Source organism: Acinetobacter sp. AC1-2, assembly GCF_016124155.1.
GTDB classification, from domain to species: domain Bacteria; phylum Pseudomonadota; class Gammaproteobacteria; order Pseudomonadales; family Moraxellaceae; genus Acinetobacter; species Acinetobacter calcoaceticus.
On the sequence record NZ_JABFFO010000004.1, the window covers coordinates 243,777 to 257,441 of the forward strand.

General features: G+C 32.6%; 11 protein-coding genes and 1 tRNA gene. 2 read left to right on the plus strand and 10 right to left on the minus strand.

Going from position 1 to position 13,665, the window contains the following annotated elements; all coding sequences use genetic code 11:
- Positions 1-39: 39 nt before the first annotated feature.
- The 10 genes from HL290_RS14570 to HL290_RS14610 all read right to left on the minus strand — a co-directional run bounded on the left by HL290_RS14570 (position 40) and on the right by HL290_RS14610 (position 11,147).
- Positions 40-1,311, minus strand: coding sequence for a sensor histidine kinase (locus HL290_RS14570; protein WP_198496856.1), 1,272 nt, complete (start codon positions 1,309-1,311; stop codon positions 40-42).
- 322 nt (positions 1,312-1,633) lie between these two features.
- The gene (locus tag HL290_RS14575) at positions 1,634-2,650 is read right to left on the minus strand and encodes a DUF2939 domain-containing protein (protein ID WP_198496857.1); all 1,017 of its coding nucleotides are present in this window, start codon (positions 2,648-2,650) and stop codon (positions 1,634-1,636) included.
- A gap of 778 nt (positions 2,651-3,428) precedes the next feature.
- Positions 3,429-3,794, minus strand: coding sequence for a hypothetical protein (locus HL290_RS14580; RefSeq protein ID WP_198496858.1), 366 nt, complete (start codon positions 3,792-3,794; stop codon positions 3,429-3,431).
- A 67-nt stretch (positions 3,795-3,861) separates the two neighbouring features.
- A complete protein-coding gene (locus HL290_RS14585; RefSeq protein WP_198496859.1) occupies positions 3,862-4,143 on the minus strand; it encodes a hypothetical protein in 282 nt (93 codons plus the stop codon).
- Between the two features lie 48 nt (positions 4,144-4,191).
- Positions 4,192-5,355, minus strand: a complete 1,164-nt coding sequence (locus HL290_RS14590) for a JmjC domain-containing protein (RefSeq protein WP_227602298.1) — start codon at positions 5,353-5,355, stop codon at positions 4,192-4,194.
- Positions 5,356-5,404: 49 nt separating this feature from the next.
- Positions 5,405-7,519, minus strand: a complete 2,115-nt coding sequence (locus HL290_RS14595) for a peptidase domain-containing ABC transporter (RefSeq protein ID WP_198496860.1) — start codon at positions 7,517-7,519, stop codon at positions 5,405-5,407.
- A gap of 1 nt (position 7,520) precedes the next feature.
- Positions 7,521-8,795, minus strand: coding sequence for an HlyD family secretion protein (locus HL290_RS14600; protein WP_198496861.1), 1,275 nt, complete (start codon positions 8,793-8,795; stop codon positions 7,521-7,523).
- A gap of 757 nt (positions 8,796-9,552) precedes the next feature.
- A complete protein-coding gene (locus HL290_RS18840) occupies positions 9,553-9,996 on the minus strand; it encodes a hypothetical protein (RefSeq protein ID WP_320158885.1) in 444 nt (147 codons plus the stop codon).
- A gap of 217 nt (positions 9,997-10,213) precedes the next feature.
- Positions 10,214-10,855: a tyrosine-type recombinase/integrase gene (locus HL290_RS18845; protein WP_320158884.1), complete on the minus strand. Its 642-nt coding sequence runs from the start codon at positions 10,853-10,855 to the stop codon at positions 10,214-10,216.
- A 205-nt stretch (positions 10,856-11,060) separates the two neighbouring features.
- Positions 11,061-11,147: transfer RNA gene (locus tag HL290_RS14610), tRNA-Leu, on the minus strand.
- A 182-nt stretch (positions 11,148-11,329) separates the two neighbouring features.
- Between HL290_RS14610 and queA the strand changes: the two genes are divergently transcribed.
- Both queA and HL290_RS14620 read left to right on the plus strand, forming a co-directional pair.
- Positions 11,330-12,367, plus strand: a complete 1,038-nt coding sequence (queA, locus tag HL290_RS14615) for a tRNA preQ1(34) S-adenosylmethionine ribosyltransferase-isomerase QueA (RefSeq protein ID WP_198496862.1) — start codon at positions 11,330-11,332, stop codon at positions 12,365-12,367.
- Between the two features lie 236 nt (positions 12,368-12,603).
- Positions 12,604-13,632: a hypothetical protein gene (locus HL290_RS14620; protein WP_198496863.1), complete on the plus strand. Its 1,029-nt coding sequence runs from the start codon at positions 12,604-12,606 to the stop codon at positions 13,630-13,632.
- Positions 13,633-13,665: the final 33 nt, after the last annotated feature.

The window sequence follows — 13,665 nt, forward strand, 5'->3', positions numbered from 1 at the left end:
TTTTAGTTATAGCAGTTCGAGTAGTGGTAGGAAAAGGGATTAGACTAATTTTGCTTCCGATGATGATTGATATTCGATATGAGGATCATGACTGTCTTGAGCCGAAGGTAATAAAACTTTAAATGTGGTTCCAACACCCTCTTTGGAACTGACATTAATTTTCCCCTGATTAATCTCGACAAAACGTTTACATAAGCTCAAACCTAAACCCGCACCTTTTTCACCTGCTGTACCTTTAAAGCTGGCAGTAATACGTGGATGGAACAAATTCGCCATTTGTTGCTTGGTCATACCTAATCCGGTGTCTCGAACTGTTATTTCAATATTTTCGCCAGTTTGTTTAGCTTCAATAAAGACTTTGCCCGAACCATCAACATCTGTAAATTTCAGCGCGTTTGACACCAAGTTTTGAATCACTGAGGTCATCATATTGATATCAGCATAGATTTTTAAATCTTCTGGTACAGCATTCATCAATTCAATATTTTTCTTTAAAGCTAAGGTATATAAAACATCAAAAACGATATTACTGACTTGTCTAAGGTTAAAGTTAATCGGGTGATAAACAAAACGCCCACCTTCTGCCATGGCCCATGTCAGTAAGCTTTCGAGCAAGTTATAGGTCGATTGCGAAGTGTCATATAGATAGTCTGCAATGTTTTGAATGCTTGATTCATCTAAAGTTTCACGCTCTTTGGCGAGTACTTCTGAAAAACCTAACAAACCATGAAATGGCGCTCGGAGATCATGTGAAATGATTGAAAAGAATTTTGTTTTACTTGAGTTAATCGCGACTTGTTGCTCATAGAGTTCGTTTAACTCTTCATAGTTAAACTTCAACTCGACCTGTTGCATAAAAGTAGAACAGTAATCGAGCAATAACTGGATGTCTTCATCTTCAAATGTTGCTGCATCATCATCAAAAAAAACGGCGAAACCCATAGATGTTTTATCAGGGTGTAGAAGATGCACGGCCAATGCCCTGCTGCACTCGATGTTTAATTCTTTTAAATAGTTGGTTAAATTTTGATAGGAAGGATGTAAGTGATTAATCACCTGTTGTTTAGCAAAGCACTGTTTTAAATGTTTTGAAGGTTTAAACGAAATGGCGGTCATACCATCTGGGCAACGATGCCAAAAGTAAGGTTCTTGATTAAAAGTCAATAAGGCTTTTTTACACTTCAAAAGACGAAGACTAAACCGGAAAAATTGCTCAATATAGTTCTGCTCGGCATTTAATCCAAGCAAAAGCGATATTCTACAAGCACTTAACTGCTCAATCTGGTTTAGTTCTAAATGTTGGAATGTCATTGCCCGCCTCACAGATTTTGTCGTTTTTGGTCGGAACCGCTCTTAAAAGAAATGTACTTATAATCATTATGATCTACTACAAACTTTAACACAGTACATTAAAAGAGCAACTTTCTTTTCAAAATAGAAATGTGAAGTTTCAATTAAAGGTTTTTAGATACATAAAGTGGGCAGTTTTTAGGAAAATACAACAAATGTTTGAAGGTGGAGAGTTGTAAGATGTTAGAAATGTGAGTTCAGAATTATTGAAAGCAGATTAAAAGTATTGTTTGAAAAAAGGCCAACAAACTAGCCTTTTTTCAGATTACTATTTATTAATAATTTAACTATCTTGTACATTATAACCATACTGTTGAATGCCAGCATCCATATCCCCAGTATAGTTATGGCATGCTTGCATATAAGTTTCGGCATCCGACCATAATACACCAGGCACACCAGAATTATTTAAAGGTACGATTGTTACCTGATCTTCAATCTGTATTGTTGGCTTAGTAATAGAGCATTGAATCTGGATTTTATGAGCTTCATGGTTCCATTCTATTTGTTTAGCATCCCAGCCTCGGCTACCACCCACAAGTGTTAACTCAATATTTGATTCAGTGGGTGTCTGCTTAATTAATTTAAATTCCATAACACGAGCAATTGAACATGGATCATGATAACAAGATTCAAGTTTCGCCCCCTTCTGTACACCAGAGAAATTAAACGTTGTCGTTGGTTCTATCATTGATGGATTTTCAGATTCTGGTATTTTTTCTACTGTAGGAATCGTTGTCGGCTCTAGTTTTTGTTTAGGCTTTATCTCATCCATGGGCAAAACAATCTTTTTTATTTTCCAGCTCAAACCATCACGCTCCATAATGATTTTCACATCCGAACCATTCTCTTTATTTTTAAAATTTACCTCAAACATACTCATTGATAAATACCGAGTTCTGTATTCTATCTTTGAGGTATCTGTTCTTTCTTTAGGCGTATCCTCTCTATTACCAGTTAAACTTTTTCTAAGATCCTTCCCTTGCAGCATCAAGGTCATACCTTCAGGTGTTACTACTGCATCGACCATCTTCTCGGCCAAAGTAGAAGCCATCATTGCACCTAAAGCTTCCCAACCATTTGCTTCTTTAGTTGTGATCTCTTTTAGCATATAAGCATTCATCTGATCTTTCAGACTTTGGCGTACACTTGTATAGTCAATATAAGCAGAAACCTTTTCACTATCATTCTCTTTCAATGCATTCTTAATACTATTTAAGATGATATAAGGCGAAGCGTATAAATACCCACAAATCAAAATGATTAAGCCGAAGATTACCCCAATCATTTTTTTATTCATAATTTACTCTCTAATTGTAAAATAATAAGTAGAAAAATAATCCTACCTAAATCGTATACCCTATCTTGTCTTTTATATTCTAATCAAAATTTACAGCTCAAGACTTTGAATGAAGGACAGATCTATTTATTCCACAAAAATTATAGATCATCACTTATTTTCGTAAATCGTCTCCTGAATGAAATTTCATAAGAAATCTAAACTTTTTATAAATCAAGAATTAACAATAAAAGATAAAATTATAATTGATAGGCAGTTTTTTTAACCCAACAACCCCCCCCTAAGCCGTTAACTTAGGGGTTTTTGTAGAATCTTACGATTCTGAATATGGTCCCGAGGGTCGGACTCGAACCGACACGTCATCTCTTTGATAATAAATAATTATTTTAATAATGAATTTACATTGGATGTCTTTATGGATGTTTATTCTACTACCATAATCAAATGATCATTATTTATCCAAATAGTTCATTACTCTGATCATTTACCTTCGAACAAATCAAAAAAAGATGGATTTACATTAGTTTTTGTCAGGAGTTAAAAAATTGTTTAATAAAAACATACTGTATGCTGTTTATCTCATTTTATTTAAATATCTACTTAACCTTAAAGGAGGATTTATACTAAACGCATGAGCCTTTTTAATTATGTTAAATTATTTAATAGTTTGAAATTTCACTTTCTTTTATTAGTTATATAGAAATTTTTATTTATTATCCTCAATATTTAAAGATAAAATTTAGTGAGCTCAATTACTTTAACAAAGCTCACTATCCTATCAGTTCACAAACTTAGTTTTAATAAGAAATATTAATGACCCAAATTGCATTAAAAGCAAATACAATAGTAAAGAACGTAATGCACCACTTAAATCAAAATAACCAAAAGCAATACAAATTATAATAAATATTAAAATCACTAAAAATGATAAAAAGAAAGAATTCAAATATCTTAAACCAGTGGACTTTCTAGTATAAATATATCCCAAATAAACAAAAAGTATATAAGTTAAATAGGTGCCAATTTCTACAGCACTATTACTATCAAAACTAAAAACAAAGCGAAGCAATAGAGAGAAAAAACTTCCTATCAAAAAAACAATAATAAATCTAGTAACACCAAAACCAAAATAATCTAAATTCATAATATAAGTTCTCTATACAAAATATTTAACAACTACCCTATGAGAGGGTAGCTGTTTTATTTATAAATTAACTATAATCAGTGCTACCACCGCAATAGTCAGTACCAGCATTTAATGCTTCTCCAATCATTGATGTGGTACCAATTATGGCTTGGAAAGCTGGTGTTTCAACAATTACACTAGTCATCCCACCTCTATCATACGCATCAGCATATTCTTGTGTTTTTTCTCCCATTTCCCCGATAGCCCATGCAATAACACCATCAACTACTTTGCCTTTTGCAGCAGAATTAGAATCATCAGCACCACCACCAATCGTTTCAAGTTCTTCTATATTTAAAGTTCGCATTTAAAGCCTCATATTCGAATAAAGTTTTTATTAAAAAGTAATTAAATATTAATCAAAACGAATAATATCAAAACAAGCTAATTTAAAAAGCATATTTTTAACATACTTTTTGTCAAGATTTGGCATTTTTTTAAGCAATGTATAAGTAGAAATACCTTGATGATCAAGTATACATTGTAAAACTTTTCTCATATCAGGCCTACTTTCAATTTTTAAAAAAGTACCATTAGCAATAATATCTTTTTCTAAATCCTCCACGCAATGAAATAAATTAATATATAGTAATTTTTCTTCAGGTATTTCTTCAATATTAGGATCACATAGACTATTTAAATTTAATGTATCATTAGTTCTATAATGTTCAACAGCATGTAACCGGTGAAAATTTCTTAATAATTCCGGATCAGTTAATTTTTCATGGATAAGATTTGCATATGCAGTCAAGTCATCAATAGAATTATATGAATCTAAATGCATTCTAGCTTCTGGATGACTTGGCAAAATATTTTGAATAATCCAATGTAAATAATCATTTCTATAAATGGCATATGTACCTACACTTAAATGAACTGTACGCTCTCCACATGGTACTGGATCGTGCCACCATCCTCTAGGAACATATAATAAATCACCTTCCTCTAAAATAACTTCCATATAAGGTTCAGTAGTTGGACATTTTACTACATGTTCCATATCTTTACTTTGCTGGCTTGGTAAAGGATATTCAAAATTTGGCTCATGCAATATCCATTTTTTTCGACCTACTAATTGTAAAACAAATACATCACGCGTATCCCAATGAGCACGGAAAGAGCTATCATCTTCATTCCCGTAACTGATATATAGGCTTGATAATGCAGGTCGATTTGCTATTTCTTCAATTTGTTTATGATAGTTATATATTAAAGGCTCGTTATATAATTTATTAGCAATAAGAGTCGCACCACGTCTCATATAATCAACTAGTGCTGCTTTTATAAAGCGATTACGTACTTTTCCCACATCTTGAAAACTTTCAACATATTTATTCTTTGGTAGAACTTTTCCTTCAAAATTAAGTTTAAAGTCATCTTGAATAATATCTGCACGCAGCACTATTTCATCAATTTGTCGATCTGTTATTTGTGGGACAAAAGAATTTCTAACAAGAAATGGTTTTTTACTTTGGAATTCATTCCGAAATTTATTAGGTGAGATATCAAGTTTAATCATAAAAATAATTCTTAAAAGTATAAAGTTTCAAAGCTTAAAATTTGAGAGATCATTTAATCTTATCAAAGCATATTTTTCCCTCCTTAAGTGAAATTACACGATCAGCAGACATAATTGTCTCTTTTCTATGAGCAATAATAACTCTGGTAATTTTTAACTCAGAAATCATTTGGTTAATTTCTTTTTCTTTTCGTATATCTAAATGACTTGTGGCTTCATCCATAAAGAGAATTTTAGGTTTTTGATAGAGCGCACGTGCGATTAGTATTCTTTGTTTCTGCCCTCCCGATAAACTACTTCCCATATCACCCACCAAACTCCAATATCCCATAGGCATCTTAATTATTTCATTATGAATACCTGCCATTTCAGCACATCGCTCAACCCATTCAAGATTTACATTAGAATCAAAAAAACTAATATTCTCAATAATATTTCCAGCAAATAAAGTATCATTTTGGTCTACACAGGCTATTAATGACCTTAAATTTTTTGTACCCAATTGTGAAAATGGAATATTATCAAGAAAAATTTCACCCGAAGTTGGTTCTAAAGATGCATTAAGTAAATTTAAAAATGTTGTTTTTCCACATCCACTCGGTCCTGTAAGTGCAATACTCTGACCTGCCTCAATTGTTAAATTCAGGTCTTGAATAATTTCAGCTTCGAAATCCCCATATTTAAAACTGATATTCTCAGCTTTAATCTGACCTTTAATTTCCTGCTTTAAATTTGATGTTAGTTCAAAAGATGTTACAGCTTCTTGATCAGTTAAAACGATATCGCTCAATCTCTCACCATGAAGACTCAACATTTTTATTTGAAAATAGCTATCAATAAGGCTTGAAAACCTAGTTGAGAATTGAGTTTTATATGCAATAAATGCCGTAAGAAAACCAATAGTAAATGTTTTATCAATTACAAGATTTGCCCCAAACCATATAATTAATAAATTCTCAACTCCAAATATAAATTTATTAACTATTGAAATTACTACACTTAATTTTTGACTTGATAAGGAGTTATTTGTCTGGTTAATAAATAAACTAAGCCAATTATTAGAACGCTCATCTTGCTTATTATATTGCTTTATTACTCTGATTCCACGTATAGTTTCCATTAAATAACTATTTTGTGAAGCACCAAGAATAATTCCCTTTTCAGCCAAACTTCGCAAAGGTAAATATGTGATTATTTTTAATAACAGATAAAGTATCATAGCAATTAATGTTATTAATGCTAATTGAGCACTAAAATAAAACATTAAGCAAAGTGTAAATATCGCCAAACAAGCATTTAAAAGTGTTATTATAAAAGTTGAAGTTAGTGTGGATTGTATAGGGTCAATTGAGTTAAACCGACTAATAATGTCCCCTAAATGCCTTTTAAAAAAGTACTCATTAGGAATATTAACTAAATGATTAAGTACATTTGATTTCCACCGTACATTTAAAGTAGTAGAAACAAACATGCCTATTAGTGTTTGTGTTGTAGTTATAATAATATTAAAAACCATTAACATAAAAAAAGCTATCGTTAGAGTTAACAATAACTGTCTATCACCTTCTGGAATAACATTATCTAGAACAAATTGCATATATAGAGGTGAAACTAAGCCTAAGATCTCTAAAACAACCGCCAGTATTAATATGTAACTAAATGAAGGTAATAAGTTTTTTAAATCATGTAAAAGATAGAAAAAATTAAATATTTCTTTTTTTTCATTCTTCTCAAATTTTGAATTTGGCCAGATTTCTAAAGCAATACCCGTAAAGATATCAGAAAATTCATCGATTGAAAAAAACCTTTTCCCCAAAGCAGGGTCAATCACTTCAATTTTTTTATTAACAGAAACTAATACAACAAAATGATCCATGTTAATATGAATAATACATGGTAGTCTAAGTTTCGAGAGTTCATTCATCTCTAATCTTAAAGGTCTTGAGTTTAAATTTATTTGTCCAGCAATTTTAATTAAATCACTTAAACTGCTTCCTTTTATTGAAACTGAATATTTTTGCCTTAATGTAAAGATTGTTTCATAATGGCCATAATAGCTTGAAATCATTGCTAAACAAGCTAAGCCGCATTCACTGTTTTCCGTTTGTAGGATTACTGGGACCTTTGATCTAAATGTAAATACCAAATTTTGAATATAAGACATTTTAAATATTACCAGTTACTGTATACAAAGGTTCAAGTATCCATTCATAAATTTTTCTTTTCTCAAGCTTTATATCTGCTTCAAGTAGCATTCCCACCTTTAAGTTTACTTCTTCTCCATAAGTGGTAATAGTCTGCTTCTCTAATGAGGCTTTTATAATATATACAGGCTCATTTGAAGTAATGCCTTGCATAGGTATCAGTCCCAATGAATTTAAATCCTGATAAGGAATTGGGGTTTCAGATATGCTCAATACTTTTGCTTTAGCTAACCCGAATTTTTGGTATGGAAATGCAAAATATCTAATAGAAACTTCTGTGTTAGGTTTTATAAAACCTATAGCATTAGATGGAACGTATAAAAAGCATACTAACTTAGTGTTTGTTGGCACTATAGACATCAGTATTTTATTGAGTTCAATCGTTTGTCCCTTCTCGATATTAATTATCGAAATTTTGCCATCAATTGGACTCTTTAATATTTGATCACTATTCGACTGATTCTGAATTTTTTCTTGATTAATTTCAGATTCTTCTCTTTTCAATTGTGTCAAATGTTTAAGGTGTTCTTGTTCTAAAGATAAGATTTCAAATTTTTTATTTCTTAAATTTTCTTTTAAGCTGTCTAGATCACTCTCTATTTGTTTAAGTTGATTTTTAAGATCCAAGGTTTGGCTTTCTTTTATTTGGACTTCATCCAAGCTAGCCGCATTATTTCTATAGGCTATTTTATAACGTGCATATACATCACTAGCTACACTCAACTTATATTTTGTAGTATAGAAAAGTTGATTTGCATTACTTATTTCTTTATTTATATAGTCTAGCTCCTTAATCATATTTTGTTTTTTATTTTCATAAATTGTTTTTTCTTTAGCAACTTCCTTTGAAAACAACTCTGTACGCTGATTAGATTCGTAACTAATCGAATCATATAAATCTTTATTATTCTCCAAGAAAAATGAATTATTTATATGTAAAAGATTCTGTCCAACTTTTACAAAATCATTTTCTTTAACGTAAATATCCTTCACAATACTAGTTCTTGTACTATATATTTTTACAAACCCATCATTCGGCATAATTTGGCCTGAAACTCTAACCTTTTTAGTAAATTCACCTAAAAAAATAAAAAGGAGCAAAGCAAGCCCCATCAAGCCAAAAATGAGTGCTAACATCTTAAATGTGATTGGAACTGAAATAATTACATTCCCAACGAATCTATTTTTCCTTGAATCAAAAACCTCTTTTCGGAAAAGGCTATTATTTTTAAGCATGACAATTAATTTTACACTAGGACCAGGGGCTGAAATTATTTTAAAGTTAACCCAATTTTAACTTTATTCGGGTTTAAAGCGGGGTAATCTATAACATTTTTCCTTTATTGTCGATATTTTTTGTGAAGAATAACTAAAAAATTGCAATAGTAGTTTTTCTTATTTTGCTAATAAAAGCCACAAATAAGCCGTATAATGAGATTATGAAACTATGCAAACTTGCTTATATAATGTGAGTAAATTAAAAAATAGATCCAATATAATTATCAAAAAACTTTATGATATTAATTTTTATTAAAACAACCTCTTTTTCTCCTGATTTTCTTGTTATACAAATTAAAAAATATTTTGGAAGTATCCTATCTAATTCATCACAAGAATCAACACCTAATACTATATTAAACGTCAAAATACCTATATCATAGAAACAATAGTGTAAAGTACTTATTTCTTATAAAAATTAAGATTATGGAAAAAATAATAGATAATATGCCACACAACGCTAACGTTGATGGATCATTAGCTGAAACCCCATTTAACTCTTCAAAATAAGTAATAGTTCCAATAGCAATAATTCATTAATACATAAATCTTGTCCAAACTTATCTATCGTATATCCCCTATATCTGATAAGAATAGAAATATTATGGCTACATATCTAATCATAATTTATAAACTCAATTTTAATGATGGATAAAATTTCCACTTTTCAACTTGTAGTTTTGGAACTGCACAGCAAGTTCCCTCATACTCTCATTTACGCAATATTTCTTTGAAAGACAACTACATTATTTTTTTCTGGATTAGCATAATAATAGGGTGAAATATATCCTTTTCTCTCGATATCAATTAGATATTGGCTCCACCATTCCATCATTTCTTTTCGTTCTTGTAAGTACTCAGCAACGTGAGTATAAGCTCCCACTACATTATTTCGCTCTTGGTGACTCATTTGCTTTTCTATAGCATCTTTCTGAAACAACCCACACTCACCTAATGCCGAACGAGCCATAGCTCTCAGTCCATGAAAGCATAGTTCCGATTGAGTATCATATCCCATCCTTCTTAAAGCATCATTGAATGTATTCTCACCTAGAAATTGAGCACCTTTATATGAGCTAGGGAAGATATATTCGCTTCCCATAGTAATCAGCTTTATTTCTTTAAGTATCCCAATTGCATAGTCAGATAAAGGAACAATATGCTGATGGCTCCACGATCAGAATGCTTAGCGCCCCTTACCTCATTTCTTTTAGCAGGAAGTACCCATTGCTTCTTTACTAAATCAATTTCACTCCATCTAGCAAACCGTAACTCTGAAGAACGTATAAAAATGTGTAGACCTAATAGAATTCCAAACTTGGTTAAAGGTTGCCCTGTATCACTTTTTATACGCCGTATTAACTCAGGTAATCTTTCTAAAGATAAGCTGGTCTATGTTTTTTAGGGACTGTTAAATCAAGACTTTCCATCTCTCTTGCATGATTGACTTCAATGTAGCCATATTGAACAGCATAACTAAAAATTAAGATGAGATCGGAACGTATCCGTTGTGCATTATCAGCACTCTTTTCATAAATCTTGTTTAGTAACAGTCTTAAATCGCTGGACCTAATATCTGTTATTTGCAAATGCCCAATATAAGGAAACAGATGATTTTCAAATTTCCTAACTCTTTTTCTCTTAGTCTCTTCATCTAGAGACTTCTTGACTGCATATTGTTCTAACCATGTACGTGTTATGACCTCAAGTGAAAGTTCTTGAGTAGACTTCTTTTTTAATGATTCTAAATATTCTTTAAGGTCTTTACCTTCTGCCAAGATACTTAAGTAATCTCTTTTCTTTTCACGAGCTAAGGCTAATTTATATTGTGGGTAGTTTCCTATAGTAATCACTACTCGAACATCTTGCTGGTTCTTATATTGAAATATCCACGTTTTTGTTCCAGAGGCTCTTATACGTAAGTAAAGTCCTTCACCATCAGATAAGTTGTAATCTTTATCTTTAGGTTGTGAAGCATCAATTTGAGTAACAGTTAAAGGTTTAACAATCCTAGCCATTCTGATTTCATTAACATTTAGAAGAAGTTCTGGATGTTTATATGGATGTTTATTATTTCTATCAAGAGGGCTAATTTCTCAGGAAAAACTTTGAGTAACTTTATAAATCAATTAGTTAATGGAGCATAAATATTTGTTTTCTAAAACAAAAAACCCCTAAGCCGTTAGCTTAGGGGTTTTTTGTAGAATCTTACGATTCTGAATATGGTCCCGAGGGTCGGACTCGAACCGACACGTCATCTCTGACAGCGGATTTTGAGTCCGCCGCGTCTACCAATTTCACCACCTCGGGAGAGGAAGTATGTTTGTGTTGCGTATATTAGCGCGTTTGTAAAACTTGTCAAACCCTAAGTGAATATTATCGTTCACTTTTAGATCACTTAAACATTTTTCATGATTTAAGCCAGAAGCACAGCCATAAAAAAGCGAAAAAGTTTATACTAGGCCCAATTTTTGCGGTGTTTTTTTCTAAATATGCAACTGTCTGACTTTTCCTTTGAATTACCTGATGAACTTATTGCCCGTTACCCTCTTGAATCACGTAGTGCTTCACGGTTGTTGCACTTAGACTCAAAGGGTCAATATCACGATCACATGTTCACAGACATTATCGATCTGTTCGAAGAAGGTGATCTGCTAGTGCTCAATGACACCAAAGTAATGAAAGCTCGACTTAAAGGAAAACGTTCTACAGGCGGTGCTATTGAGATTTTGGTTGAGCGCATGCTGAACCACACCACAGCGTATTGTCATATTAAATCGAGCAACTCACCTAAAGCAGGTGCTGAGCTTTTTGTTGGTGCAGATAATATTCCTGTGATTGTCCGTGGCCGTCACGAAAATTTATTTGTGGTTGAGTTTTCACAGCCAATCTTGCCTGTCCTTGAGCAATATGGTCAGTTACCTATTCCGCCTTACTTTAACCGTGAAGCAGAAGAAATTGACACCGAACGTTATCAAACGGTTTTCCATAATCCTGAAAAAATTGCCAGTGTTGCCGCACCCACTGCAAGCTTACATTTTGATGAAGAATTATTAGCAAAGTTAGAACAAAAAAATGTTCAAAAAACTTTTGTGACTTTACACGTTGGCGCCGGCACATTTATGCCTGTTCGTACTGATGACATTACCAACCACATCATGCACAGTGAGTGGTGTGATGTTCCTCAAGAAACCATTGATTTAATTTTGGCGACTAAAGCACGTGGCAATAAAGTGATTGCCGTAGGTACAACTGCAACACGTGCTTTAGAAAGTGCAGCTCAAGCTCATGGCGGTAAAATCGCAGCTTGGACTGGCGACACGCAAATCTTTATCTATCCGGGCTATCAGTTCTGCATCGTAGACCGCTTAATTACCAACTTCCATTTACCAGAATCTACCCTGCTCATGTTGGTATCAGCGCTATCAAATCGAGACAACATTTTGGCTGCCTATGAACATGCAGTTAAAAGCCGCTATCGTTTCTTTAGCTATGGCGATGCAATGCTGATTGATAAGGTAGAAGTTTAAAAAAATTAAGGTTGGGTTAAACCACACTGGTGAATTAAAAGGTTTAACCCAGCCCAGATATTTACAATAAAAAATCATGAATTTAACCCAGTGTGTTGCAGAAATTTATAAATAAAACTCAAGCATCAATTTTTTGAAGACAAATTCTTAATTTAAAAGCATTTAGTATTTATCTCTTTCAATTTAAAAGATAATCTTAGATAGCACTTTTCTATCATAATCAACTCATTACCTCCATGCCAATCGATACCGTACAAGAAGCTCTTCATATAAGACGTAAAAAAAATACACAGGTTTTTCGCAATATTGCTCGACTTTGGGATGCTGGACAAAAATCTCATTCAGCCCAAGATCTTTTAAATGCTTTACATCCTTGGCGTGAAGATCACAACCTTCGCTTTTTTAATGTGCTCCCCTACTTACTTGCAATTTGCAGCATCACAATATTGGCCTTTGGCTATTTTCTTCATCCGTATATTCAATATATTTGGAGCTTTTTAGGCGCCTTTTTAACGGGGTTTTTAGCGTATTTACTCTATCAATCTCAAGAACCCTTAACACAAGTCATTCGTTATCTAGAACAGCGCATGGTGATATTGCGTTATGGTTTACAATTTCAGCAGTTGCCAGCTTATCTTCCTATTCATGCGCAGCCAGTTTTAGTTCTGAGCAAATTAAAACAGTATTTTCCACTGTTTAACCGAGGGACTGAATCTAATGAAATTACCCAATATGCTTCTGTCACATGGAACGATGGCGTAACCGATCATCAAGTCTTGCTATTTCAATATCATTACGTTAATGAAATACCAATTATTCAAGATCAAAGTAGCGATAAAAAAATTATAAAAGAAATTCATAAAGACCTATGGGGCGCTTTTATATTTGAAATGCCTGCCCTAGGTATTGCTGTCAGCAATCAGCGTTCTCGTTTTTTTACTCCCTACAGCAGTAAATGGCAAAGTAGTGATATTTTGATTAACCAAGAACTTAATATTTTTGGGGTTAATCAACATCAGTTAGCCAAAGAGGTCAGCCCGAGCTTAACTTTAAAATTACATGATTTTTTTCAGCACTTTACAGGTGATTTAATTTATCATCACGAAGAACAAATTTTGTGTTATCTGGGTGAGCAAAATCTTTTTCAGACCACCAGTAAGCAAAGTGAAATTCATGATGTTTCAGCATTGCGTGGGCACTTACGTACCATGACCATGCCGCAATATGAAAAATTTCAGCAATTAATGTTGAACTTAATTAAATAAATCTCTCGTATTACTTAATTGTCGACTCATAAA

What these genes read in the sequence shown, in the direction of transcription:
- HL290_RS14575 (WP_198496857.1), bottom strand. Translation starts at nt 2,650, where the DNA reads ATGAATAAAAAAATGATTGGGGTAATCTTCGGCTTAATCATTTTGATT.
- HL290_RS18845 (WP_320158884.1), bottom strand. Translation starts at nt 10,855, where the DNA reads ATGGCTAGGATTGTTAAACCTTTAACTGTTACTCAAATTGATGCTTCA.
- HL290_RS14570 (WP_198496856.1), bottom strand. Translation starts at nt 1,311, where the DNA reads ATGACATTCCAACATTTAGAACTAAACCAGATTGAGCAGTTAAGTGCT.
- HL290_RS14580 (WP_198496858.1), bottom strand. Translation starts at nt 3,794, where the DNA reads ATGAATTTAGATTATTTTGGTTTTGGTGTTACTAGATTTATTATTGTT.
- HL290_RS14620 (WP_198496863.1), top strand. Translation starts at nt 12,604, where the DNA reads ATGCCAATCGATACCGTACAAGAAGCTCTTCATATAAGACGTAAAAAA.
- queA (WP_198496862.1), top strand. Translation starts at nt 11,330, where the DNA reads ATGCAACTGTCTGACTTTTCCTTTGAATTACCTGATGAACTTATTGCC.
- HL290_RS14590 (WP_227602298.1), bottom strand. Translation starts at nt 5,355, where the DNA reads ATGATTAAACTTGATATCTCACCTAATAAATTTCGGAATGAATTCCAA.
- HL290_RS14600 (WP_198496861.1), bottom strand. Translation starts at nt 8,795, where the DNA reads ATGCTTAAAAATAATAGCCTTTTCCGAAAAGAGGTTTTTGATTCAAGG.
- HL290_RS14585 (WP_198496859.1), bottom strand. Translation starts at nt 4,143, where the DNA reads ATGCGAACTTTAAATATAGAAGAACTTGAAACGATTGGTGGTGGTGCT.
- HL290_RS14595 (WP_198496860.1), bottom strand. Translation starts at nt 7,519, where the DNA reads ATGTCTTATATTCAAAATTTGGTATTTACATTTAGATCAAAGGTCCCA.